18 protein-coding genes are annotated in these 25,483 nt (G+C 44.3%); 10 read left to right on the plus strand and 8 right to left on the minus strand.

Going from position 1 to position 25,483, the window contains the following annotated elements:
- Positions 1 to 93: 93 nt before the first annotated feature.
- On the plus strand, positions 94 to 2,460 hold the full coding sequence (locus HNR77_RS21925) for a DEAD/DEAH box helicase family protein (protein WP_184189153.1): 2,367 nt from the start codon (positions 94 to 96) through the stop codon (positions 2,458 to 2,460).
- A 429-nt stretch (positions 2,461 to 2,889) separates the two neighbouring features.
- Here the strand turns inward: HNR77_RS21925 and HNR77_RS21930 are convergent, their stop codons facing one another.
- The 6 genes from HNR77_RS21930 to HNR77_RS21955 form a co-directional block, all read right to left on the minus strand.
- Complete coding sequence (locus HNR77_RS21930; RefSeq protein WP_311768661.1) at positions 2,890 to 3,735, minus strand: DUF4367 domain-containing protein; 846 nt, start codon at positions 3,733 to 3,735, stop codon at positions 2,890 to 2,892.
- Positions 3,736 to 4,149: 414 nt separating this feature from the next.
- The gene (locus HNR77_RS21935; RefSeq protein WP_184189156.1) at positions 4,150 to 5,124 is read right to left on the minus strand and encodes a DUF4367 domain-containing protein; all 975 of its coding nucleotides are present in this window, start codon (positions 5,122 to 5,124) and stop codon (positions 4,150 to 4,152) included.
- Complete coding sequence (locus HNR77_RS21940) at positions 5,072 to 5,671, minus strand: RNA polymerase sigma factor (protein WP_260410763.1); 600 nt, start codon at positions 5,669 to 5,671, stop codon at positions 5,072 to 5,074. The genes HNR77_RS21935 and HNR77_RS21940 overlap by 53 nt, the downstream gene beginning before the upstream one ends.
- A gap of 168 nt (positions 5,672 to 5,839) precedes the next feature.
- Positions 5,840 to 6,202 (minus strand): hypothetical protein, encoded by a 363-nt coding sequence (locus tag HNR77_RS21945; RefSeq protein WP_184189162.1) that lies wholly within the window; start codon positions 6,200 to 6,202, stop codon positions 5,840 to 5,842.
- 29 nt (positions 6,203 to 6,231) lie between these two features.
- Entirely contained in the window at positions 6,232 to 6,447 is a 216-nt protein-coding gene (locus tag HNR77_RS21950; protein ID WP_184189165.1) for a hypothetical protein, read from the minus strand.
- A complete protein-coding gene (locus tag HNR77_RS21955) occupies positions 6,444 to 6,788 on the minus strand; it encodes an outer membrane protein assembly factor BamD (RefSeq protein WP_184189168.1) in 345 nt (114 codons plus the stop codon). Before HNR77_RS21955 ends, HNR77_RS21950 begins: the two co-directional genes overlap by 4 nt.
- Positions 6,789 to 6,861: 73 nt before the next feature.
- Here HNR77_RS21955 and HNR77_RS21960 point away from each other — a divergent pair, with 73 nt between their 5' ends.
- From HNR77_RS21960 to HNR77_RS21970, 3 genes are all read left to right on the plus strand, one after another.
- Positions 6,862 to 8,235, plus strand: a complete 1,374-nt coding sequence (locus tag HNR77_RS21960; protein ID WP_184189170.1) for a lipase family protein — start codon at positions 6,862 to 6,864, stop codon at positions 8,233 to 8,235.
- Between the two features lie 139 nt (positions 8,236 to 8,374).
- Positions 8,375 to 8,863 (plus strand): copper amine oxidase N-terminal domain-containing protein, encoded by a 489-nt coding sequence (locus HNR77_RS21965; RefSeq protein ID WP_184189173.1) that lies wholly within the window; start codon positions 8,375 to 8,377, stop codon positions 8,861 to 8,863.
- Positions 8,864 to 9,294: 431 nt separating this feature from the next.
- Positions 9,295 to 10,590 (plus strand): galactokinase, encoded by a 1,296-nt coding sequence (locus tag HNR77_RS21970; RefSeq protein ID WP_184189176.1) that lies wholly within the window; start codon positions 9,295 to 9,297, stop codon positions 10,588 to 10,590.
- Positions 10,591 to 10,701: 111 nt separating this feature from the next.
- Here the strand turns inward: HNR77_RS21970 and HNR77_RS21975 are convergent, their stop codons facing one another.
- A complete protein-coding gene (locus HNR77_RS21975; protein WP_184189179.1) occupies positions 10,702 to 12,030 on the minus strand; it encodes an MFS transporter in 1,329 nt (442 codons plus the stop codon).
- 279 nt (positions 12,031 to 12,309) lie between these two features.
- Between HNR77_RS21975 and HNR77_RS21980 the strand changes: the two genes are divergently transcribed.
- Positions 12,310 to 12,591 carry a hypothetical protein gene (locus tag HNR77_RS21980; RefSeq protein WP_184189182.1) on the plus strand — a complete coding sequence of 94 codons (282 nt, stop codon included), beginning with the start codon at positions 12,310 to 12,312 and terminating at the stop codon, positions 12,589 to 12,591.
- Positions 12,592 to 12,694: 103 nt separating this feature from the next.
- On the opposite strand, the gene HNR77_RS21985 is transcribed toward HNR77_RS21980, so the two are convergent.
- Complete coding sequence (locus HNR77_RS21985) at positions 12,695 to 13,222, minus strand: hypothetical protein (RefSeq protein ID WP_184189185.1); 528 nt, start codon at positions 13,220 to 13,222, stop codon at positions 12,695 to 12,697.
- 318 nt (positions 13,223 to 13,540) lie between these two features.
- Between HNR77_RS21985 and HNR77_RS21990 the strand changes: the two genes are divergently transcribed.
- Genes HNR77_RS21990 through HNR77_RS22010 form a run of 5 tightly spaced genes read left to right on the plus strand, consistent with a single transcriptional unit; the run spans position 13,541 to position 25,388 of the window.
- Positions 13,541 to 16,720, plus strand: a complete 3,180-nt coding sequence (locus HNR77_RS21990; protein WP_184189188.1) for a non-ribosomal peptide synthetase — start codon at positions 13,541 to 13,543, stop codon at positions 16,718 to 16,720.
- On the plus strand, positions 16,720 to 22,902 hold the full coding sequence (locus tag HNR77_RS21995) for a non-ribosomal peptide synthetase (RefSeq protein ID WP_184189190.1): 6,183 nt from the start codon (positions 16,720 to 16,722) through the stop codon (positions 22,900 to 22,902). The genes HNR77_RS21990 and HNR77_RS21995 overlap by 1 nt, the downstream gene beginning before the upstream one ends.
- A complete protein-coding gene (locus HNR77_RS22000) occupies positions 22,899 to 23,771 on the plus strand; it encodes an alpha/beta fold hydrolase (protein WP_184189193.1) in 873 nt (290 codons plus the stop codon). The genes HNR77_RS21995 and HNR77_RS22000 overlap by 4 nt, the downstream gene beginning before the upstream one ends.
- A complete protein-coding gene (locus HNR77_RS22005; RefSeq protein ID WP_184189196.1) occupies positions 23,768 to 24,997 on the plus strand; it encodes an MFS transporter in 1,230 nt (409 codons plus the stop codon). The genes HNR77_RS22000 and HNR77_RS22005 overlap by 4 nt, the downstream gene beginning before the upstream one ends.
- Positions 24,984 to 25,388, plus strand: a complete 405-nt coding sequence (locus HNR77_RS22010) for a RidA family protein (protein ID WP_184189199.1) — start codon at positions 24,984 to 24,986, stop codon at positions 25,386 to 25,388. Before HNR77_RS22005 ends, HNR77_RS22010 begins: the two co-directional genes overlap by 14 nt.
- The last annotated feature ends 95 nt before the right edge of the window (positions 25,389 to 25,483 follow it).

Below are 25,483 nucleotides of genomic sequence, written 5' to 3' on the forward strand. Positions count from 1 at the left end.
CACGCAAGCGGTTGAACCGCCGTATACCGAACGGTACGTACGGTGGTGTGAGAGGTCGGCTACTCAACTAATGGGTAGCCTCCTACTCGATTTATGACATCCTTTATTATGCAATCTGGAGTCAAGCTGCTTGCCCCACATCTCAAGCGGGCGGCAGAACGTGGAGCAGAAGTGCGTATGCTCGCAGGAGACTATTTGTACATCACACAGCCCGAAGGATTGCGGGCGCTCTGTGAGGTTGATTCACGAATTGAAGCAAGGCTATGGCGAAGCATGGGTACTTCTTTTCACCCGAAAGCGTATCTGTTTGATCATGAACATGGGGAAGGCATGTTGATTGTCGGCTCATCGAACTTTTCATTCACAGCATTGAAAACGGGGTATGAATGGAATCTGGCAATGAATGCGGAGGCAGAGCCGTATACGTTTCAGTCGGCTTTGGAAAAGTTTATGCAGAGTTTTTATCACGAGACAACCTTGCCAGTGAACCCGGATTCCATCGCGTTGTATGAAGAAGAGTATCGACAGTATCACCAGAAGAACCCGGAGATGATCCAGCGGATCACCGAGATGGAGGAAGCAGAGTTCGGCACAAGGCTGCCAGAGGAGGAAACCGAACAAGAATCTGCTGTCTTGCCTCTCCTGCCTATTCAGCCACGATTTGCTCAGTTAGATGCGCTCGAAGCATTGAACGCCACGATGGAGGAGCAGTACGAAAAAGCCATGGTGGTCATGGCGACTGGACTTGGGAAAACGTATTTGGCGGGCTTTTTCGCCCAAAGGTTTGAGCGGATTTTGTTCATAGCGCACCGGGAAGAAATTCTGAATCAGGCGAAAAAGTCGTTTCAGCAAATCATACCAGAACGCAGTCATGGGATATTTAATGGCAAGCAAAAGGATGGAGAGGCAGACTGTGTATATGCTTCAATCTATACACTGAGTTTGCAACGACACCGGGATGTATTTGCGGCGGATGCTTTTGATCTGATCGTGGTGGATGAGTTCCATCATGCGGCGGCGAAGACGTATATGAAGGTCATTGAATATTTCTGTCCGCAGTTTTTGCTGGGCATTACGGCAACCCCGGATCGACTGGATGGCAAGGATGTATATGCACTGTGTGACGGGAATGTCGCGTACCAGATGCATTTTATTGAAGCGATTCGGCGCGGATGGCTGGCGCCTTTTCAATACTATGGCGTATTTGATGATACGGACTATTCACAGATTCGCTGGATCGGTACCAAATATGATGAAGAACAGCTCACGTCTGTTCAACTGAAAGAAGAGCATGTGGAAACGATCTATGCGGCGTGGATGCGGCACAAGCAGACAAGAACCATCGGTTTCTGCTCATCCATTCGTCAAGCCGACTACCTGGCTGCATATTTCCGCAGTCAGGGGGTGAAGGTACTTAGCCTGCATTCGCGTACATCGGAGATGTCGCGAGAGGAAGCCATCCGGCAGCTTGGTGCGGGTGAACTGGAAGTTGTGCTGACCGTAGATTTGTTTAACGAAGGGACGGATATTCCGAGTGTAGATACGTTGCTTTTCGTGCGTCCCACCGAGTCACTTACGGTATTTACCCAGCAGGTAGGGCGAGGTTTGAGGTTGTCAGAAGGAAAGTCTCACTGCGTTATCATCGACCTGATCGGGAATTACCGCAATGCGGATGTGAAGCTTAGCCTGCTTGATGTACGAGGGAATGAGGAACGCAGTGGAAAAGCACTGGACTCGGCTATACCGGAAGTTCCAGACAACTGCGGTATTCATTTGGAGACCCGAGTGGTGAACTTGCTTCAGGAGCTAAGCCGCAAACGAATGCCGCGCCGCGAAAAGCTGCTTCAGGATTTTCTGGATGTCAAACGTGAGCTGGGACGTATCCCGACCTATCTGGAGCTCCATCTTATGGGGCAGTCTAAAAGTATCGGATACCGGAGCGAATTTGGCTCATATGTCGGTTTCCTGTACTGGGCGGAGTTGTTATCTCCTGTGGAGGGAGATATCTATGTTCGGCACGAGGCATGGCTGCGAGATATAGAAAAGACGATCATGAACAAAAGCTACAAAATGATCGTGCTGCTTTATATGCTCGATCGAGGAGAAGCCCACTGGCTGGACCCGGTCATCCCGGGAGAAATGGCTGAATTTTTCTATAGGTATCTTACAGAGAAGGAGTATCGAAAACGAAAGGACTTTTCAGACAAAGGTAAAGCTTCGCTGGTGGAATGGAATGAGAAAACGGAAATGGAGATTAGAAAGCTTATTATCGACATGCCCATGTCCAAGTGGAGCGGAGCAAAGAACAGTATGACCCGGTACGAAGATGGCGTGTTTTCACTGAATGTAGAAGTGCAAAATACGGAGGAACGGGCAGTGTTATATCGCTGGACACGGGAAGTATGCTTGTATCGCTTGCATGCGTATTTCGAGAAAGGCAATCCTGTCTCTATAGTTTAGTTGAATAAGTTAAATAAGATATGAGCGGCAACGAAGCTGATTCAACATGGGCTTTGTTGTTGCTTATATTTTTGTGGTGATTAGTTTCTGAACTCATAGATAGCCAGAATGATAATTGCAATTAGTGCTATAAGAAAGAAAATAAAAAGGGAAGTTAAAAGTCCATAACCTAGTATAGAGGCTAACTTTATGATTATTTTTTTCATAGATAACGACCTTTCTATAAATAAGCAACAAAACTAACATTGTTTCTTATTAGTGTATAACACCGTAAGAAGAGTTTAGTTTTCCATTTTTATAACGATCTCGGTTGTATTCTTACTTTGAACGGGATGAAGCGGTAGACATAAAACAAACAAAAGAAAAGCTTATCTGCATCGTCTTAGCGAAACAGATAAGCTTTTTCTCATGTGTTTTGAGCAGAAAACATTATTTTTTTGCTGCCGGAATCAGCGTTTTTGCAATGCGAAGCAGCTCTTCATTGGAGATGTTACCTTTAGCTGATCTCAGGGTGTAGTGGTATGCATACTTGGTTTTTGGATCTTCATATACCCATATGAACTCCGATGACCCACCGCCATAAGTCCGCTGGATGACATCCTGCCCGTTAATTTTAATCTTATGACTAGTGACTTTCACGCTATCTTGATATGAAGCCGTGACTGTACCCGTGTCCTGACTGTTCAGAATGTTAAGAGAAATTTCATTTTTGCCGCTGGTGTAAGTCAGGGTGGTGAGCCAGAACTGGTCCGTAAAAGGAACGGGCATCAAGGCGTAGTCTTTTCCTGAAGCCTGTGCTTCCAGAAGGAGCTTGTTAGCGATGTCTGCCTTTTCCGTCTCGGAGAGTTTGTTGAGGTCCATTCCATGCTCCATATGCACGCTTGCTTTTTGGAACGTATATTTTTCTTTTCCTTTGCCAGCAATCTCTTTAGCTAGAGATTTGCCTGGAATGTTAACCATCTTTTGCAGGGTGGTAAAATTTTTAACAATATGCGAATTCGCCTTGAGGTAGAGCTCCTGATTCGGATTGTTGGGTACGATGAAGATGATCGCTGCTTCACCTGGTTTAATTTGATTCACCCAGATGTTATTCATTAGACGAATTCTTTTGTCGTCATCCTCGGTACGAGTAGATGGTTCGTGGGTCATAGGTTTCTCCTGAAAAAGGACATCCCCGTTGCCGTTGGTTAGAGACTGGTATTTCACGGCAGCAAATCCGGTTGAGGCGGTTAATAATAAACCTAACATGAGTAGAAAACTGATTTTGTATTTCACGAAAAATCGCTCCTTTGTTTTTATTTTTTCTTCAAGGTGAATCTGGTTCATAATCCGGTGACATAAGGCATTACCAACGGGTTCAACTTTCTGAAATCGTAATTTCAGACCCTGCCCGGGATCGAAGTGCTCCAATCATTTCCCCTCCCTTCTTACACTGGATATAACGGAAGGAAGGGGTTATAGTGTGACAAATGGTTAAATAAATAATGTAATTTATAGTTTTTATTGCAATCATTAACGTGTTAACTACGGGTTGTTTCTGAAGAGAAGTATGCCGCAAGAATATTTACCATACTGCTGCAGAAATAAAGATAGAGATAGAGATCCGAATATACGGGGAAAAAGGGCTTATCATACTTCATTCGTTGAAGTGGATAAGCCTTTATTTTTTCCTATTGGGATTCGGAAAATTTATCGGTCAGATGCTGGAATCAAAGTCTCGGCAATGTGAATTAACTCTTCCAGAGGAACCACACCTTCTCGAACACCAAGCGTGTAGTGGTATGCATACTTGGTTTTCGGCTCCTGATAAGCCCACATTAGTTCTGTGAAATCACCGCCGTATGTTCGCGCGATCACATCTTGCCCGTGAATTTTTATTTTGCGACTGGTGGTGTTGAGATCCTCATCATATGAAGCGATCAGTGGTTCGTTATCCTTGTTATTCATAATACTTAGCGAGATTTCATTCTGTCCGCTAACGTAGGTCATGGAAGAGAGCCAGAATTGATCGGTTACAGGCACAGACATTAGCGCATGATCCTGACCTGAGGTTTGAGCTTGAAGGCGCAGCTCTTGAACCAGCGCTTCTTTTTTCTCATCCGAAAGCTCATATACATCCTGCTTGTACTCCATACTCACACTTGCCTTCTGAAAAGTATATGTACGTGAAGCACCTGATAGCTTTTGAGATAGTGGTATGCCAGGAACATGAACCATGTGGCTTAATTGCTCATAAGTTTCAACTCTAAACGGGTTAGAGCGGATATCAAACTGATGATGTGGATTATTCGGAACGACATAGATCAATGCGGCTTCACCCGGTTTAATCTCATTCATCCAGATTTCATTCATACGTCCCAATCGCAGCTGTTCTTCTTGAGATCGTTGGTGGACAGGATCAGCAGTGAGTGGTTTTTCTTCCAAAAGCACATCGCCTCTATCGTTGAATAACGACTGGTAATTCATTGCCGCAAATCCGGTGGATGCTGTCAGCAGCAAGCCTGCCACGAGCAGGACCCCGACACGATGTTTGACGATGAATCGCTCTTTTGGTGCGGATTCTTTGTGAATCTGGCTCATGATCCGATCTTGCAGGGCAGTGCCTGAAGGTTCAACTTTTTGAAATAGTCGTTTCAGCTCGTGTTCGGGATCGTTGTGCTTCATTTGGCTTTTCCTCCTCTTGGCTGACGTAGTTCTTTCTGAATTTGGCAGCAGCACGTTGAAATTTTTTGCGTAAATAAGCGGTATTCTGATTCAGTACAAGACTGATATCGTTATAGCTTTTGTCCTCGACACAGCGCAGGATCAGCAAGCTTCGTTCTTCTGCGGACAGTGCAGCGAGTGCGTGTAAAACGGCAGGGTTATAATATTTGTGATCGATCGCTTGATCCACGTGATTGTTCTCCCGCTCATTTTTGTACAAAAAAGGCAGCAGCCTTGTGACCTTGCGCTTGCGAAGCATATCGATGGAATGGTTATAGGCAATGCGGTACAGCCACGCTTCGAAAGGTCGATCCGGTTGATAGGTATGCAGTCCGCGATAAGCCTTCAGGAATACCTCCTGGCTGCAGTCCTCTGCTTCTCCGTAATCCCCCAGCATGTGGTAACAGTAATTAAAGATGAATTTTTCACAGCGAGTGACGATCAAGGCATACTTATCTTTTTCTCCTTGCAGCACATCCTTGATGATCTGCTGAATTGGTTCTTCCAAGTGATTCCCCCCTAACATATAGTATGACGGAATGAGAGATACAAAATGTGACAGGTAGGATGAAAAAGAGAGAAGAGATTTGTTTGCAGTATGAAAAAAGCTACTTCGCATAAATCGAAGCAGCTTTAACGAATGGGGGATTATGTAGGAAAGTTTGATTGGAAAGTTTCACTGAGAATTAATTTCTTCTTCACTTTTGCGTTTTTTTATAAAATCTTCAGGGCCACTCTCCGACTTTACTTTAAGAGAAGTGAAGTCATAATACAGAGAAACTTTTGTATATGGATCATTCTCAAGATGCCCCTTTAAAAGTATTATTGAAGACATAGGGATATTGATGTAAAATTCAGTGAATTCCACTTCAACATTATAATATTTCTTGAAGTATTCTTGCCCGATAGGCAAGGCTTTTTGATAATATGTATTTTTCTCTTTGTTGGATAAACCTCCACATCCACTTGTAACAGCTACAACCCCTAAAAATAATATTCCTAAGCGGATGATTTTGAGCAAGCTAGTACCTTTTTTCAAAATTTATGTGAATGTCATTTTATTCGGATTTATCCTTTCTTTATAGAGCCTATAGAGGAAAAACTAAATTTCACTGAGTATAAACTCTTCATCCTCACTCTTTCTTTTTTTATAAATTCTCTTGGTCCACCTTCTGAATCAATCCCTAGTGAAGGAAGGCTAAATGAGCCATACCCAATTTTGAGGAAATATTTGAGCAATCCAATTATCCACATCTGTATAAGGGTTTCAGCTGTAAGCTTCATTGGGGGTTAGCCTCATCCTCACTCTTTCGTTTTTTTATAAACTCTCCAGGTCCTCCAGCAGAATTTACTTTTAAAGATGGAAGAGAAAGAGACAAAGAAAGAGAAGTGTACGGGTCATCTTTAACATGACCATATAATACAATTGTTGATGACATTGGTAAATGTACCTCGTAACGATTGAACTCAACCTCAGCCTCATAATATTTCTTGAAATATTCCTGTCCAATAGGAATGGCTTTCTCATAAAATTCTTGTTTCTCAGCCTTAGAGAGGCCACCACAGCTTGTGAGAATAGCTATGAAAAATAAAATCATTGAAGTCTTACTAATCCTTCTTAACATAATAAAAATTCCTCCTAATATGGAAAAAGTGTGTAGCATAGTATACTATAAACCTAAAGAAAGGAGAATACTAATGAACGTCTATATAACAGAAGAAACATATCATAGTATATCTAGGAAAGTGTACGATACGGAGATTAATATTGGGCAGGAATTTGACGAAATCCCCGGCTGGAAAATTGTTAAACCCCAAGCTACATTACACGACAGCAAGACTGGATTTGACGCTGAAGTATTTTACAATGAAAATACCAATCAAATAATTATAGGTTTTAGAGGTACAGAACCCGGAGACCGACCTCTGAGCACAAAGCTTCCCGACCTTGAAACAGACGTAATGGACGTTGTGCTTGGAAGAGCAAAACAGCTTGAAAATACATATAATCAGCATCAGAGTGGAGTAGAACGACTACCAAGCAAATATAGTCAAAAATTGATGAATGAAGGATATAAGGATACACAATTTTATCAGGCAGAAGAGCTGTATAAAACTGTTAAGAAGGAGTACCCTACAGCAGATATCACGACAACAGGACATTCATTGGGCGGTGGATTAGCCGAATATGTCGCAGCACGAAATGATCTATCCGCAGTAACTTACGATCCAGCCAATATATTGCCTGTTCTGTCAGATGATATTATCAAGAAAATAGATAACGGAGATTTTAAGAACAAAATCTATTCCATTTCACATCCCGGGGATGTTGTTAGTTCTGGTGTCATGAGCGCTAGGAAAAATGTAGGTACAGGTGTGTTCATCGATAAAACATACGATGAGGCGAACCAAAGGATATATATCCCCATCCCGAAGTCTGATAAGTATAGTGAGTATAACTTTTTCAAAAGCTTTTTGGGTATGCAAGACAAATATTATATCCCGATCGACATCCCATTTTTTCACCAAAATCCATTTAAGAAATTTTTGAACTCTTTCAGCAACGAGAAAACGCATGATTTAGCTTATTTTCAGTTTGATGAACATGGATTCATTAAGAACAAGTTGTTTTCAACAGTAGATGGACAGCCGATCAATGAGAACCTGCGTTTTGATACATATTTAAAATCACTGGTTGCACAAGATAATATGCAGAAAGCATTTGATCAACTTTTACAAAAATATGGATCTAAAATGGGAGCATATGGACAATATGCGGCAGCGGCAACTGGGGTCACGATCCAGCTGTCTGTTGAGGATCTGAAAGCAGCCGGGCAGAAAATGGAGCAGCATGTACAGGAATTTCAGGCAAGTTTGCCAACGGCGATTAATTCAATCTTGCGATTGATCGAGACCAGCGAAAGCCGGTCATTAGAACCTATTGTAGACCGATTGACGCATGATTTACACAAATTTAGCCGATGGTACGAAGAAGAGGCTCATGTTATTGCGACATATATTGATAAGAAGGCAGAGGACTTCCGAGCAGCTGACGAGGGCCCAACAAATTGATCTGACTAAGTATTTTCGGATGGAAGAAGCAGAACGTGCAGGAACCCATTAGCATCTCAATGAACAAGTGAAACAAAATAATCACTAAGTACGTCTGAAGCTTGAGCCAATCTACATACCAGGAGAGGATGGGCTTCCTATGAAAAAAATGATGATGTTCGTCGCTGCGCTATGCGTTGTATCTGTGGCAGGTGCACTATATGCTTCAGCTGCCAAAGTCAGCGCAGCCGCGTCTACGCCAGAATACAGCTTAACGGTCAATGGAAGAGTGGTAGAAGTTAAACGTGCAGAGCAGATGCCTTATGAACAAAAAGGAACAGTGATGGTGCCTTTGCGAGCTGCGGCGGAAGCCCTTGGCTATAAAGTTAGCTGGATTGCAGAGGAGAAAGCTGTGAAGGTGGATGAGAGTATACAGTCTGCACTAGTGAAGGAAGGCAGTACAGAGGCAAAATTTACGGGCAAGCTGAAGATTATTAATCTGACCCAGAATGTGCAGTTGCCTGCGGCTGTGCAGTCGAAAAAGGGTGTGATGTATGTACCCGTGACATTTTTTGAGCCTTTCTTTAACGAGATCATCGTCAAGGAAGGCAACGTCTCGATCTCGGCACAGTCTGCAACAATCCATTAAGTTCACATATAGTCATATTTGCTGTTCACCGTATGTCTCGAACATTTAACGATCTGCTCCACATGGGAGCGAGTCTTGAAGGTTTCTTTATTTTGCAGAACCATCATCAGGAAACGCCATAGTAAGAAGAACTTTCTTATCGGCATGTATAGTCCCACATCAATTTAATAAAAATAAGATAGAAATGATATCGTCGCTCCGCCTCTCTCTGTTCTCTGCTAGCATGTGTGTTACGCATCGGATAACCTAACCCCTCTGCATTTTTTCGAATTGGACACATGTTTCAAAAAACGCTTCCAAAATTTCAATTCTGCCCTACCTTTTCGGCGCAGAAGCTGAGATAATGGGGATGGCTAATCCGATGAAGGATTTTAGACGACATAAGGGATAGCGGTTACATGCCGCTTGCATATGAAATGGGAGGAATAGAGATGACCACACAGGTAACACAGCTTATTCAATCAACACAGGGACAGGCCTTGCTTGCACAAATGTACGGACCACAGCATGTAGAGGAGCAGGGTGCGCGTTATGTGAAGCTGGATGCTTCATTCCGTGAACACTTTGGTGAGCAGGATAACATGCATCTGTTCAGTTCTCCGGGACGCAGCGAGATTGGCGGCAATCATACGGATCATAACCATGGCAAAGTGCTCGCGGGAAGCATTACACTGGACACGATTGCAGTAGCCGTGCCTACGGGCGACAACGTAATTACGTTCTACTCCGAGGGATACGACAAAAAGTATGTGATCAACCTTGCTGACCTGAAGCCTAACGCGGAAGATGACGGTACAACCGGATTGATCCGTGGTATGGCGGCAGGCTTTGTGGAATTGGGCTACAGCATTGGCGGCTTCAAAGCGGACATTTCCAGTAACGTATTCGCGGCTTCAGGTGTAAGTTCTTCTGCGTCCTTCGAAATGCTGATCTGCACCATCCTGAACCATTTCTACAATGATGGCAAGCTGGATGTGGTAACACTGGCAAAAATCGGACAGTATGCGGAAAATCATTACTGGAACAAACCGTCCGGCCTTCTGGATCAGATGGCTTGCGCATATGGCGGCCTGATCTCGATTGATTTTGCCAATCCGGCTGAACCTGTGATTGAGCCTGTGGAATGGAATTTCCAAGAGAACGGATATTCCTTGGTCATCGTGAATACAGGCGGCAACCATGCTGACCTGACAGAAGATTATGCTGCTGTTCCGAACGAGATGAAGGCTGTCGCGAAGGCACTTGGCGCTGAATACGTGCGTGAAATTTCGGAAGAGGACATCTATGCGAAGCTGCCTGCGATTCGTGAAGCGGCTGGAGATCGTGCGGTATTGCGTGCGCTGCATTTTCTGGAAGAAAACAAACGGGTGGACGGACAAGTATCGGCTTTGCGTGACGGTCGTTTTAATGATTTCTTGTCACTGATCACTGCATCCGGTAACTCGTCATGGAAATGGCTGCAAAACGTATATCAAAGCGGTGCGACTCGTGCGCAGGAAATCTCCGTTGCGCTTGCGCTGACCGAGAACTATTTGAGCAATCTGGGAGACGGCGCATGCCGAGTGCATGGCGGTGGATTCGCAGGCGTTATTCTGGCGATTGTGCCAAACGATAAGGCTGAAGAATATATGAACTGGATGCGCGGTATGCTGGATACGCCAGTAATCGTTGTTAACGTGCGTCAGCACGGTTCGATCTGCTTGAATGCGGAACTGAACCAGGCTTAATTAGAGCATACGTAGACTAAAATTCATTGATGAAAAGCGGACTTGGTGGGATGCATCCCACTGAGCCCGCTTTTTTTCAGTTCTTTTTTCAAGTGTGAACAATGAACTACATCATAATATGGAAGAGTGCTGCTGTTGCTGTTCAGGTACATTTCGCATTTTGGAAGCAAACAGGAAGCAGGCGACGATGTAAACTGCACTGAGCAGCAGATAAGGCAACTGCAGGGAGAACAGGCGGTCAAAGAAATTTTCGCTCACGCGAACGAGCAATCCGCCCAGCATGGTGCCAATGGCGCTGATGCCAAAGGACAGGAACCTGAACACGCTCCCTACACGCCCGAGCAATTCATTAGGCACGGAACGCTGCAGGATCGACGAACGGGTTACGTTGTAGACAACAATGAAAAAGGCTGCGCAGAAGTATAGACCACCGACTGCATATGCATTGGATGTCAGACCAACGGATCCATAGAGCAGGCCCATAGCTAGGATAGATAAAAGGATGAGCTGCTTCGAACTCCAGCGTTTGCGCATGGAAGCAACAGCCTGACTCCCCAGAATACTGCCGAGGGTGGCGATCGAGATCAGGATACCAAAAGCATAGGCTTCAAGCTGCAGTACTTCACGGACAAAGAAAATCTGGGTTACGAGAATCATGGAGAACATCAGCGTAATGGTAACTGACAATATAGCCAGACCGCGTAGAAATTGATCCTGGAATACATATCGAATCCCCAGCCACATTTCCCTTTTCCAATTTTTCATCGCACGGGCCTGCTGCTTGTTCTCCTCCTGAGTTGTTTGCCGGGACGCTCCCTCAGAAGTTCCTTGGGCTTGGGCTGCTTTCGTGATAGTCGGCTGGAAGCTGCCGCGTAAGCCAATGATTAGCAGAAGGGAGAGCACTGCTGTTACAGTGTCGATGGCAAAAGGATACACGATATGCATCGCGATAATAAACCCGCCCAGGGCTACACCCAGAATATCGCTGGTAATCAGCTGCCCGGCTGTGAACTGGCCGTTGGCCTTTTCCAGCTTCTTTTCCTCCACAATCTGCGGAATAATCGTTTGCACCGTACTGTCAAAAACAACACGACTCAGACCGATTCCGAACATAAACAAGGCAAGCAGCGGTATGCTTATCCAGCCTCCCCAGATACAGATCGTCAGCAGGAATAGAAACAGCATGCGGGTAAAGCTGGCTCCAACGAGCATATGCTTGCGTGAATAACGGTCAATGAGAACACCAACCGGCAAGCTGAAAATTAGCCAAGGCAGACGTAAGGCTGTCATCGTAATGGATGCATATAACGTATCTGTCGTTAGGGTGGAGACAAGCCAGGGCACTGCGGCAAGCGTTAATCCATCTCCTAGAAAAGTAAGGGAGAAGGCACCGAACAGCTTGGAGTAGTTATGCTTCACAGCGTGTGCTTCGTTCTTCATTCCTTCCTCCGTTTCGTAGATGTAGATGTAGATGTAGATGTAGATGTAGAAGTGAGTGGTTTTCTGTCAAAATTAGCAAGGCAACATGATAAACTTGGTACAATACCAATGTATGTTATTGTAAAATGGATTTCAATCCTTATTTTGTAAGCTTTCTAAGTGCATGGTTTTGATGTACGTAATCCTGATGTGCATGATATAAAACATGTTTTGCATCAAACTTGTTTGTCTCTGGAGTGTTATTTATTTTATGGAATTGAACTAAGAGGAGGGATATTCATGAATACAACAAAGGTTGAAACAAGTCAGCCAGAGGGGCATTTGTATGAGGAGCTTGGTCATGTACTAGGCGAGTTTTCGGAAGGGGAACGGAGGCAGGTTATGCAGCGTATGATCCGCCAATTGAAGTTTAAGCAATGGCGCAATGAGCGTTTGAGCTGGATTAAAGGCTCTTGGAATAGTGCTAAACCAGCCAAGCTCTGGGTCTGGATCGCCACTGGAGCGCTGGCACCTGTTGTATTTTTCTGTGTATTCATCTGGGTATCTCTTTGGGTGGAGTAGCGGTATAAGAAATAAAAAAAGTTAGAATCAGGAGGAAACAAGCTCCGAGTCTAACTATGGATAGTTTATATGTGGTTGGCTGTGGCATACAAGCGGCTAAAAATTATTTACTCATCATTTTTACCTGACCTTGTACATATTCATGGTAGTCACGAAAACTGTTGATATGCTGCAGGGCATCCGTCTTCGCAGACTGGATTTTAATTTTTCCAGATTGAGGTTTGCTTTTCATTTCGGTCACTGCATTCTTGGAGCCTTCAATATCTCCTGACATTTCCTGAATTCGTTGTAGTAAAGCAGGATGACCGTCATACTGGAGCATCTCGGCGAGTGGCCTCATCTCTTCAAGTTTCTGACTGGAACGTTCCAGTGTTGTCATGACCTGATCCTCATCCGTACTTACGCTCAGGGAAACCATGCGATGAATGTGATCCTTCTCCATGCGTTCAAGTGCTTCAAGATGAGAGGCTTCCAGGCGTTTAGGGTCTCCCCAGCTTTGGGCCTGTTCATTATGACTAGGCTGATCTACGGCAGATCGGCTGGTATTATTGTTCCCGTTTCCACACCCCCATACCAAGGATGTACATACGAATATGGCTCCTATAGCGACTAATTGTTTTTTCAAACTCATGCCGTTACTCCTTCCGTATTTTTCTAAAGGTAGTGTGAACTGTAGATTCCAAAAATATGCTTGAATTCGCAATGTTTCTCCAGATCAACGAAATGAGTCCAATCAGGCATGAGAATACGCATTCGAACGAAAATCAAAAAAATGTTAATTCAAAGAAAAAAAGGATTCTAATTATATATTTAATTACATTTTTTTCCTTACTTCGACATTAGGCTTGTGATATAGTGACATATATATCATATATATGTATATATTTAGTTATTTTGGTTTGATTTAAATCTCTATTGTTTTCAGCATCCGAATGGAGGAGTTAAAAAGATGTTGAAGAAATTCGAAGAATGTCGTCTTGCTATGCAGCAGCAAAAAATATTGGAATTATGGAAGCCTGAAGAATATGGAGCATTACTGACACAAGTTATGCTGCAACTGGATGGGGAAGTAGAGCCAAATCTGTTGAAAAGCACATTAGATGAAATGGTAGCATGGAATAAACGTATATGGGCTGAGTCAATTTCTGATACAGATTTTCTGTCCTGGGTGCAAGTAACAAAGGGTATTCAACATTTCGATTGGAGAGAACAGGAGTTGGATGGGCACTCTTATTCAAATGCCGAGCAAGAAAAATATTTGAATCATCTGTTCGTCGAGTTTTCTGAGCAAGCTCTTGATTACGGTGTAACCGGGATGCTGCAAGCGCAAATAGTCAAGCTTCTACCGGAAAAGTATGTGTTAATCATGACGATGCCAACGATGTGGATTAGCAATGAAATGCAGGTGTTTATCGAAAAGTTATCTCAAACGTATGCAAGGCTTGCAGGTCATGCTATGTCTCACGAGGAGCGGAATCTTCCTCATATTGTATCGAAAGAAGGATTTTCAGACTTAGAAACAAGAGAAAACGGACGAAATTATTGGAAAATCCAGGATTTCAACACAAGTCTTAAAACGCATTTACCTTTTGCTGATACTTCAAAGGAGAATTCCAACATTACATTGCGTTCGTTGACTTGGGAAGTTCCCGCAGAAACAAGGCTCAAAATGGATAGTTTGGCCAAAGTTGAAAAAACAGAGTTATCTATTGTACTTATGGCAGCCTGGCAAACACTCTTAGCAATGTTGACGAGAGAACCTCTCGTAATTGGTACCTTTTTTAATGAGGGCTCTAATGAGAAGGTACAGCATGACATCGGCCGGCAGGGAAGATATTTACCATTAGAAGTGCATATTGAGAGAGAAGAGTCTTTTCGTTCAATATTAAGAATGCTGAAAACTACGGTACAAGAGTGCTCTAAGTGGCTGGACAGTTTTTCTTGGGAGCATTTGAAAACAGATACGGATGTGGCTTATTTCCCCTTCGGATACGACTTTGCGGAACTACAGAAGAGTCACATTACAGGTAATTTGACGTTAACCGTTTTACGTCAAAGAATCTGTGCGGATCTATTCGATATACGTCTCTCAGGAAGCAAACAAGCGGATGGGGGATTACTTATCGAGCTTCACTACAATGCGAATATACTGAAAGATGATGATGCGGAGCGATTAAGGGGGTATTTCGAACAGTTACTTGTACATGTGTTAGGAAAAACTGATTCTCCAATTGGCTATGCCACACTTATTAGCCAGAAGGAACAGAGGCAGCTGCTTTTTGACTGGAATGAAACGAATGTAACCTTTTCAAATGAGCAAGCTTTGCATCGGTTGTTCGAAATTCAAGCGGCGAAGACTCCAGATCAGGTCGCTGTCCTCTGTGGTGAACGGACATTAACCTATCAAGAATTGAACAATCGGGCTAACGGCTTAGCATATGCTTTACAAGCCAAAGGAGTATCAGCTGGCTGCATTGTAGGCATTGCTTGCAAACGTTCAGTCGATATGATTGTCGGGATGCTCGCTGTACTCAAGGCAGGAGGGGCATATTTGCCACTTGACATTGCTTACCCGATAGATCGTATTGCTTACATGCTGCAGGATTCTCAAACTAAACTTTTGTTAACGCAACAAGATTTTGCTGCGCAATTTGCAGGTCAATCCGTAGAAGTAATTCTGCTTGATGATAATCTCACTACTTACTTGGAAGAGGAACATAAGTCTAATCTCAATTTACAGGTTACAGGAGAACAACCAGCTTACGTCATTTATACGTCAGGTTCTACAGGTCAGGCTAAAGGAATTGTGATGGGACATGCAGCAATCTGTAATCATATGCAATGGATGCAAAAGGAATTCCCACTGACTTTTTCGGATCGTGTCTTGCAAAAAACAGCGTTTTCCTTTGATGCGTCGGTCTGGGAGTTTTACGCTCCTTTGATCGCAGGTGCTCAACTGGTCTTCCCGGCACAAGAAACGCCGCTTTTGGATCCGGCAAGTCTGGTGCAGGAGATACAGAATCGTGGTATTACAGTTATGCAGGTGGTACCTACGATGCTGAACATGCTTTTAGAACAGGCGGATTTCGAGAGTTGCACGACATTGTCCCGTTTATTTGTTGGAGGAGAGCAGTTAACAAGGAACTTGCAAGACAAATTACAAAATCTCTTACCCAATGTAGTTCTGATTAATCTCTATGGTCCATCGGAGTGCTGTATTGATTCTACCTACTGGGTTGCAGAGCGTGGCAGTGACGGGCACGTTGTACCGATTGGACGTGCAATTGCCAATGTGAAGCTTTATGTCCTGGATGAGTTCCTTTCACCAGTTCCTCAAGGAACTGCTGGTGAATTGTACATTGGTGGAGCATGTCTTGCACTCGGATATCTCAATCGTCCTGAGTTAACGGCGGAGCGATTCTTGGATCATCCTTTTGCAAAGGGTGAGAAAATATACAAATCAGGCGATCTCGTTCGGATGTTACCGAACGGTGCCCTCGAATTTTTGGCTCGAATGGACGATCAGATCAAACTGCGTGGATTGCGTATTGAATTGGGAGAAATTGAGGCTGTACTTCAGCTGCATGAAGACATACTGCAAGCGGTTGTTCTGCTGCGTGAAGACAAGCCTGGACATCCGCTGTTAGTTGCTTATGTTGTCTGCTGCAAAGGGGAACATCCCGAAACCCGGGAGTTGCGTCAGTTCCTTAGTGATAAGTTACCTGAATATATGGTGCCTTCTTATTATGTTTACCTTAATGAGTTGCCTCTGATGCCAAATGGAAAAGTAGATCGCCGTCAATTTCCCAAGCCGGATGTTAATGAACAGACACAAGGTGGAAATTACATTGCTCCGCGAAACAGAACTGAAGTGGCGATGACGAAAATCTGGTCGGATGTGCTGGGGATCTCTGAAGTCGGAATACAACATGACTTCTTCGATTTAGGCGGCGATTCCCTCGCTGCTCTGAAAATATTGGCGTTATGTAAACGGGAAGGCATTTACCTGACACCAACGGATGTGTTTAAGCTACGTCGGATTGATGTGATTGCAGAGGCCGTTGAGACACGAAAGAGTGATCGAGATCAAAAGAAAAAAATTGAATTACCGATTGGAGGGTTGAGCTAATGAAGGTTTCCTATACCCAAGAGACGCTCTGGTTGCTTGAACGCATGAGTAGAGAAAGCGGCCCGGCGTATAATGAGCCACTTGTTTTTCAATTAAAAGGGCATCTAGATATGGAGTTGCTCATTCGGTCTATGCACCACTTGGTTGAACGTCATGAGTCTTTACGTACAACGTTTGTGGAGACAGTAGATGGCTTAAAGGGAATTGTTCATGATAACATACCCGAGTTTGTAGAGATTGTCGATCTGCAACATTTAATTCCTGAGAAAGCTCGTGAGCAGGCAGAGAGAAGAATTACCGATACATATGGTCGGCGGTTTGATCTCGCGAATGGCCCACTAATTCGAGCCATTATAGTCAAGGTCACTAAGGATGAATACGTACTTGGTATTACGGCTCACCATATCGTTATAGATGGATGGAGTATGGGAGTGATTTTAAGCGAGATAGGTAAAAGTTATATTGCCTTGTGCCGCTCAGGTGAGCTAGCCGCTCATCTGCCTGTGACCTCGTATTATAATTATGTCTCACAATTACGTCAGGATTATGAACAAGGGGTGTTCCAAGAGAAAGTGGAGTACTGGAAGAGTCTGCTTCAGGACAGATCTGATTTGCTCAACCTGCCGGTGGATCGAATTAGACCTTCGCAGCAAACATTTCGAGGCTCGACCTATACAATCAGGTTTTCCAAAAGCAAGATTTCGGCTCTAATCGATAAAAAATCTCAAGCGGCGGGCACAACAGAGTTTGCCGTTATGATGTCTGCATATGCACTTCTCCTGCATCGGTACAGCAGCCAAAATGCGATAACCATTGGAACAACCGTTCTTAATCGTGATGATTACGATTACTTCGGTACGGTCGGCTGTTTTGTAAATACTGCAGCGATTGCGTTGTCACTGGACGGGGAGATGACGTTTCGAGAGCTAGTCATGCAAGTATCTGATCGGTCGCTTGAAATGCTGCAATACCAGGATGCACCTTATCCTAAGGTGTTAGAGAGCCTCAATATGGAGCGCGACACCAGCTACAATCCCGTGTTTCAAACAATGATGACGTCCCTCGGAAAAAAGCCAGAGTTACAACTCGGTGATGAGATCATCTGCAAACCAGTACCATTCAAACGTACGGGTGCCAAATTTGATTTGCTTCTCTATGTCAGCGATGTGGGGGAAGACTTCGAATTTGAGGTTGAATATAATACGGACCTGTTTGATGAAAGTTCAATTGAAAGGATCATGAATCACTATTCACATTTGCTGGATCACTTGGCTATGGATCTGGATGTGAAAGTATCACGTGTATCTATTATTCCTGATGAAGAGAAAAGCTTGATCCTTGACGTATGGAATAATACCAACGTTGATTACCCGAAAAGCAATGTCATTGACATGATTGAGGCACAAGCAGCACGGACACCCGAGAGCGTGGCAGTCCAATTCAGGAAGCATTCGTTAACCTACAATGAGCTGAATAATTGGACGAATCGGGTAGCTAGATTCCTGCGTAGCAGACAGGAGACAAAAGGGGAATTTATCGGCGTTTACATGGATCGCTCAATCGAGATGGTTGTTGCCTTGGTATCCATCATGAAGGCAGGCTTGGCCTATGTTCCAATTGATCCGGAGTATCCTGCTGACCGAATCCGCTATATGATTGATGACTCAGGTGTTCCGCTTATTTTAACACAAGCGCACCATACTGAGGCGCTGGCAACATTCGATACCCAGGTTATTACTCTTGCCGAACTGGATTTGTCGGGTTTGGACGAGTCCAATGTAAAGCATGAATTGGGTCCGGATTCAGCTTGTTACATGATCTACACTTCAGGATCGACTGGCCGTCCAAAAGGTGTTGTCAACCGACATGAGGCATTATTTAATCGGCTGTACTGGATGCAGAATGCTTATCAGTTAACAGGTGAAGATCACATTTTGCAAAAGACTCCATTCAGTTTTGATGTGTCGGTCTGGGAGTTTTTCTGGCCATTGATGTTTGGTGCGCGGATTGTGATGGCGGAACCGGGTGGGCACCGTGATCCGGACTATTTGAAACAAATCATTCAGGAGAAACACGTAAGTGTTATGCACTTCGTTCCGTCCATGCTGAATGTTTTTCTTGAAGAAGAAAACCTGGCAGATTACTGCGGCTCACTTCGCCTCGTCTTTTGCAGCGGAGAGGCATTGCCTTACTCCGCAGTCAAGAAGTTCATGGAGACGCTGACTTGTGAGATGCATAATCTTTATGGTCCAACAGAGGCAGCAATCGATGTATCTTACTGGCCCTGCACCCTTGACTATCCCGGAAATGTCGTGCCGATTGGCAAACCAATCGATAACGTTAGACTCTATGTGTTAGACCCGTATATGCAGATTCAGCCTATCAAAACTCCGGGAGAACTGTACATTGGCGGGCTTGCTCTGGCACGAGGTTATCACAATCGCGATGAACTGACAGAGAAAGCATTCGTTCCCGATCCTTTTTCTATAGAACCCGGAGCGAGGCTCTACAAAACAGGTGATCTGGCCTGTTATCTTCCAGATGGTCAGATACAGTACCTGACCCGCATTGATAACCAAGTCAAACTGAGAGGATTTCGTATCGAGCTTGGTGAGATTGAGGCTGTTGTCCGATCTTTACAGGGCGTGAAGGACGCAGCAGTTGTGGTGCATGAAGCCAACGGGACCAAGATGCTGTGTGCGTATGTAGTAGCTGATGAGTTCAATCCGCAAAAGGGCAAGGAATGGGTTGCTGATCAGCTGCCGGAATTTATGGTACCCCGTGTCTTTGTCCAAGTGCCCCAGCTCGTAACAACAGCAAATGGGAAGCTGAATCGGAGTCTGCTTCCTGATCCTTTTGCAGGTGCCGATCTGACCGAGGATATCGTGCAACCCTCCTCAGAGCAAGAACACTTGTTGCTTCAGATCTGGCGGGAAGTACTTGGTCAAGATCAGATTGGCATCACAACAAACTTCTTCCGTCTTGGCGGAGATTCGATCTTGAGTATTCGAGTATCTGCGAAACTGCGGGAACTAGGTTATCATGTGGAGATACATGAGATTTTTGCAAATCCGACCATTCAACAGCTGGCGAAAAAGTTGATAACGACCGAACCAGGAATGGATGAAATCAATATGCCTTTCATGCTTGTTGACCAGACCTGCCGTGAGCAGCTTGGTGCGGGGATCGAAGATGCATGGCCGCTCGCAACGCTTCAAGCCGGGATGATCTATCACTCCATGCTTCACGCGGAATCTCCCGTTTATCATGACATTTTTGCTTACGACATTGAAGCACCCGTATACAGTGAATTGGTTTTGGAGGCACTCCGAGCAGTTGCAAGTAACCGTCCGCAGTTAAGGTCAGCGTTTGACCTCGATACATTTAATGAGCCTCTCCAACTTATTTATTCTGAAGTGGAGCCATCCGTTGAACTGACGGACATCCGTTATCTGGCTGAATCTGAACAGGAGAGAACGATCCAACTATGGATGGAAAATGAAAAGAAGCGAAAATTTGATTTTACGAAAGCACCACTCTACCGGGTGCACATTCACATCCGCTCAAATCAACTCTTCAGTCTGGGGCTATCCTTCCATCATGCGATTCTGGATGGCTGGAGTGTGGCTCTGATCCTCCGTGATTTCTGTAAAGCTTATGCAGAGCTAGTGAAGGGATCGGCAAGAGCAGATATCGCCCTGAAGCAAGAGCAGCTGTTGTACAGCCAGTATATAGCTCTTGAACGGAAGTCGATGAATGACCCAGCACATAGGCAATTCTGGATGTCAAACATCAGTAGTGGAACATCAGGAATGAGCTTTGTTAAATCTGACACCCCTTTGAATTGGAAACCTGGTGTTATAGCTTCTCGGGAACAGGTGATATCCGAACAACAAAGTGTTCAATTAAAGAATGCTGCACATGAGTTCAACCTGCCGATCAAAAGTGTACTTCTTGCCATACATTTCCATGTTCTGAGTCGCATGGTTGGGGATCGCCATGTCACGACCGGTCTTGTGGTCAATGGTCGTCCTGAAATGCAGGGATCAGAAGAGATGGCTGGACTTTTCCTGAATACGATTCCGTTGACGATCGAATTGTCCTCTGATCTATGGCCGTCTATCTTTCAGAGGGTGTTTGAACTTGAGCAGAAGACCATACGATACCGCAGATACCCCCTTGCTGAGATTGTAAAGCAGAGCGGGCATAAAGCATTGTTTGATGTGGCATTTAACTATACAGATTTTCATGTATATGAAGAGATGGAAGGCAATACTGTGAAAATATCTAATGCTCGCTACTTCGAACAGACCAATATTCCTGTCGTCGTACACGCACATCAAGATCACTTTTTGGGTCAAATGCGCTTAACCATTAACTATGATGTTGCCCATGTGGAGCACAAACTCGTGCAGAAATACCTGGAATTGTTCCAAGAAGTTACTAGTGACGCATTGTCAGATAGAGAAGTATCCGGTCTGTCCCAAGCAGCAAGCCGCAGGAAAAGAATCCGTAATGGGGCGCACAGGAATTCCCATTTGATCGAAGGGAACAACGTGTATATTGCACCTCGTACCGCTCTTGAAGCTAATCTCGCTGAAATAATTTCATCGGTGCTCAACATGAAAAAGATTTCGATAGATGATGATTTCATGAGGCTTGGAATGGACTCAATCATTGCCATTCGAGTGGTTGCCAAGGCTAAACGAATGGGTATAGGGCTCAGTTTGCAGGATATTTTTGAGAAAACAACGATTCAACAACTGGCCGAACACAGTTCTTATACAGAGTTAGAGAAACAGCAAACCCCAGTGTCTCCTTTTGAGCTGATTCCTATGAAAGACAAGTCGTTCCAGCCAGATGTAGTGGATGCATACCCGATCACTGCAATGCAACAGTACATGATTAACAAGCATCGTATTGACCTGAAACAGTCTGTTTATCACGATGTTTTTACGTATCATCTGGGCCTTCCTTTTCAGGAAAATGAACTGCGGTATTGTCTAGAGGTGCTCTCAGTGGAACATGAAATATTCCGTACTTCCTTTGATTTAAAAGGTTATTCTTGCCCGATGCAATTGGTATATGATTCGGTTCAACTTCAGCTTGAAGTTGAAGATATAAGCTTTTTACCTGAGGAAGAACGTGCGAAGTCTTTTCACACTTGGTTCGAAATGGAGAAAGGTGTAAGGTTTGAACCTTCCCAAAGGGGATGGATCAGGTTTTATGTACACCGCTGGGGCGCAGAGGATTTCAAACTGACTCTAAGTTTTCATCACGCCGTGATCGATGGATGGAGCTTGTCCTTGTTCATTAATGAATTGATTAAGATGTATCGTCAGACGATTTCGTTTGGTGAACACGAACGTCCACAACCCATGACACTGAGATATCGGGACTATGTAAAAATTGAACAAAAGAGCCAGTCCTCTAAGGAGATGAAAGAATTCTGGTTGAAGGAGTTGCACAATTCCCGCTATAACACATTATTCTCGCCGCATTTAGAGGAAAACACAGAGAGATGGAGCGAGACAAAGGTGAGCTTTAATTCCAATGTGCAAGAGAACCTTCATACTTTAGCAAAACATTTGGGCGTTCCTGTGAAACATGTGCTTCTCGCCGGTCACCTGGCAGTTATGAGCCATTGCTGCACAGAGAAGGATGTGCTTACAGGGGTATTTGCCAATGGAAGACCGGAAGAAGAAGAAGGAGAAAAGATTTTGGGGATGTTTCTGAACTTTGTACCGTTTCGGCAGGAGATCAGCACTCAAACATGGAGTGATTTGATTCTGGGAGCCTTTGAGACAGAACGACGTTACCTGCCTTATAGACGTTATCCGCTCACAAGCATTCAGGAGGATATGGGGCAGGAGCGATTGTTCGAGACCATTTTCAATTATACGCATTTTGAACACTACTCTGATCCTGCACTACTGGATGTGCAATGGTTTGAGCATACCGATTTTAAACTGTTGGCCAACATGGGGCATGATCTGGATAACACACTTGTCTTGACGTTGAACTCGGATGGTCGTAAGTTGTCGCAACGGCATTTGCAGACGATCGGTAAGATGTATGACACAGTCTACACCCGAATGATCGAAGATGCTGATGCTCTTGTTGAGCATAGCATTCAGAAATTAGTCCCGTTTTGGAAAACGGAAGAGGAGATGACAAGATGATTCAATTTCAAGAAGCGGTTATCCAGAAGCATTTACAGTCGGATGGTTACGAGACTCACTACCGGCTCTGGGGGCAACCCCAAGGTGAAGATGTAATCATTCTGTTGCATGGCGGCATCAGCCATTCAGAGTGGCAAAGTCCAATAGGTGAAAGGCTCAGTTCAAACTCAAAGATTTCTTTCATCGCTGTCGATCGTCGAGGTTCCGGCCTGAATGCAATAGACCGTGGACACCTCCCATCGAAAGAGAGAGAGATTGAGGATATGGTTTCTTTTATTCGAGCGTTTGAGGGCTCCTATACCCGCATTCACCTCGCAGGCTGGTGTTTTGGTGCTCAGGTGGCCGCAATCGTAGCTTCGGTGCTGGAGAAGGAGGGGGTGCTCTCTTCCTTCTTGATGATTGCTCCAGGCTTTGCATTCCAGGAGCGTTATGGTGATGTTCTGAGACTGACAAAGCATGCCATGTTCGAAGTTATCAAGGAATTCAATCTGAACCCTGAACCGAACCATGCATTCATGCCTGTTCCACTCCAGTCTACAGATTTCACGGATAACACAGATTGGCATGAATATGTCTTAAATGATGAACTTCGTTTATGGAAAGTTACGGAGAGTACGTATAAAGTTTGGTCTGAACTAGCGGACTGGTCACATCTCGCATTGTCCGAGATTAAAAAGTTGCCTATGCTGGTGGTGTTTGGAAATAAGGAGCGCTTGGTGGATAATGAGTCAGTCAAGCAACTTGTACAGGAGCGGGTCAAATCATCAGTAATTCGGATGGAGATGCTGGAAGCTGGACATGCTGTGCAGTTCGACAAGCCAGAACAATTAACCGAAATCATAACAAGCTTTATTGTGGAAGTCCAATGAAGGCAAAGAACACGAGTTTTTGGATTGCGGTGCGTGATCTGACTCTTATGCTGGCCAGTATGATTACGATCATTGGAACAACAGCAATTGCACCTAGTCTTCCTCAGATGGCTAACTTTTTTGGACATACTCCAAACGGTGATTTTCTGGTTCGGATTTCAATGACCATACCTGCCCTATCGGCAGGTATCTTCGGTCCTTTAACGGGCTTTGTTATCGATCGTTGGGGACGTAAGAGAATATTGATTGCTGCACTGCTTTTGTACGGAATTTCGGGCATTTCAGGTTTTTTCCTTACCTCGTTGACCTTAATTCTAATTAGCCGCTTCGTTTTGGGTATATCAGTAGCTGCCCTCACAACAAGCGCTACTGCACTGATTGGAGACTACGCACATGATTCCAAGCTGGCGACTTCAATGGGAAGGCAGTCACTTTTTATGGCGGTTGGTAATGTATTTTTTGTTTCTTTTAGTGGTGTGCTTGCAGACATCAATTGGCGTTTGCCATTTCTGATCTATACTGTTTCGCTCCTGATTCTGCCTGCAGCGATCTGGCTTGTTACCGAAACACGGGTGGACCGGTCTCGAGCCAATGTGACCTCACAAGTAACAGGAAAAGAAAACATGCCAAAAATCAAGACAGCATTTGTATGTATTATCGCGTTCATAAATATGGTTGTTTACTTCATGGTACCGGTATATCTTCCATTTTACGTACAGTCATTTTCTGATGGAAACAGTGTGAGAGCAGGTGGTTTGCTAGCTTTGGTCGGTTTAAGCTGGGGGATCGTGTCTTCTCAATATCATCGGCTTCGAAAAAAACTGACGTTTGAGTGGATTACGATGCTGGCACTCTCCCTTGTTGTCGTGGCTTATGTATTGCTGTCTTTAGCGACAGGTTATTATGTCATGATCGTTGCACTTGTCATGATTGGTTTAGGGCTTGGTACACTTCTACCTAATATGAATGCTTGGTTACTTTCTGTAGTCCCGGCTATACTCAAAGGACGGGCGATAGGAATGATGGCTTTATTTTCATTTCTGGGGCAATTTTTCTCTCCAATGATTACAGAGCCATTAACCAAGTCAGTTGGTATTGCAAGCAGCTATCTATGGATGGGGATGTGTCTGGTGCCTTTGATACTGGTGTGTGGCTTGGTTGAGCTGCAACAAAGACGTCTGAGAGCAAGACAATTTGAAGGGAGCGGGGCCAATGTCAGCCAATGAACGAATGCAATTTAAGAATCCAGAGAACTTGCCACCAACCTTTGGTTACACTCATGTAGTAGAAACCAGAAGCGATGTGACAATTTATATTTCGGGACAAGTACCGCTAAATAAAGAAGGGCAATTAGTCGGTGCCGGTGATCTGGCCGCTCAGACAACACAGGTCTTCGAAAACATTAAGCTTGCTTTGGAAGCAGCCGGGGTCAATTTTCATAATGTAGCTAAGTTAACCTTCTTCTTAACCGATATGAGTCAGATGGCTACCGTACGTGAAATTCGGGACCGATATATTAATACAGTATATCCACCTGCAAGTTCAGCGGTTGAAGTTCGTAGACTAATTAACGAGGAAATGATGATTGAGATTGAGGCAATCGCAGTTAAACATTAGTACATTTAATACATGGTAAAAAATCTTTTTTTAGATACCTTAGGTCTGACAAATAGATAACCTATAGATAAAGCCCTTCCCGTACATGTTTGTCA

The sequence above is a fragment of the Paenibacillus sp. JGP012 genome (assembly GCF_014203995.1).
GTDB classification, from domain to species: domain Bacteria; phylum Bacillota; class Bacilli; order Paenibacillales; family Paenibacillaceae; genus Paenibacillus; species Paenibacillus silvae.

Bases quoted from the DNA above. Each gene is read 5' to 3' on its own strand.
- HNR77_RS21950 (WP_184189165.1), bottom strand. From the start codon at position 6,447: ATGAAGCTTACAGCTGAAACCCTTATACAGATGTGGATAATTGGATTG.
- HNR77_RS21985 (WP_184189185.1), bottom strand. From the start codon at position 13,222: ATGAGTTTGAAAAAACAATTAGTCGCTATAGGAGCCATATTCGTATGT.
- HNR77_RS22000 (WP_184189193.1), top strand. From the start codon at position 22,899: ATGATTCAATTTCAAGAAGCGGTTATCCAGAAGCATTTACAGTCGGAT.
- HNR77_RS21965 (WP_184189173.1), top strand. From the start codon at position 8,375: ATGAAAAAAATGATGATGTTCGTCGCTGCGCTATGCGTTGTATCTGTG.
- HNR77_RS21980 (WP_184189182.1), top strand. From the start codon at position 12,310: ATGAATACAACAAAGGTTGAAACAAGTCAGCCAGAGGGGCATTTGTAT.
- HNR77_RS22005 (WP_184189196.1), top strand. From the start codon at position 23,768: ATGAAGGCAAAGAACACGAGTTTTTGGATTGCGGTGCGTGATCTGACT.
- HNR77_RS21935 (WP_184189156.1), bottom strand. From the start codon at position 5,124: ATGAAGCACAACGATCCCGAACACGAGCTGAAACGACTATTTCAAAAA.
- HNR77_RS22010 (WP_184189199.1), top strand. From the start codon at position 24,984: ATGTCAGCCAATGAACGAATGCAATTTAAGAATCCAGAGAACTTGCCA.
- HNR77_RS21995 (WP_184189190.1), top strand. From the start codon at position 16,720: ATGAAGGTTTCCTATACCCAAGAGACGCTCTGGTTGCTTGAACGCATG.
- HNR77_RS21970 (WP_184189176.1), top strand. From the start codon at position 9,295: ATGACCACACAGGTAACACAGCTTATTCAATCAACACAGGGACAGGCC.
- HNR77_RS21960 (WP_184189170.1), top strand. From the start codon at position 6,862: ATGAACGTCTATATAACAGAAGAAACATATCATAGTATATCTAGGAAA.
- HNR77_RS21990 (WP_184189188.1), top strand. From the start codon at position 13,541: ATGTTGAAGAAATTCGAAGAATGTCGTCTTGCTATGCAGCAGCAAAAA.
- HNR77_RS21925 (WP_184189153.1), top strand. From the start codon at position 94: ATGACATCCTTTATTATGCAATCTGGAGTCAAGCTGCTTGCCCCACAT.
- HNR77_RS21975 (WP_184189179.1), bottom strand. From the start codon at position 12,030: ATGAAGAACGAAGCACACGCTGTGAAGCATAACTACTCCAAGCTGTTC.
- HNR77_RS21955 (WP_184189168.1), bottom strand. From the start codon at position 6,788: ATGTTAAGAAGGATTAGTAAGACTTCAATGATTTTATTTTTCATAGCT.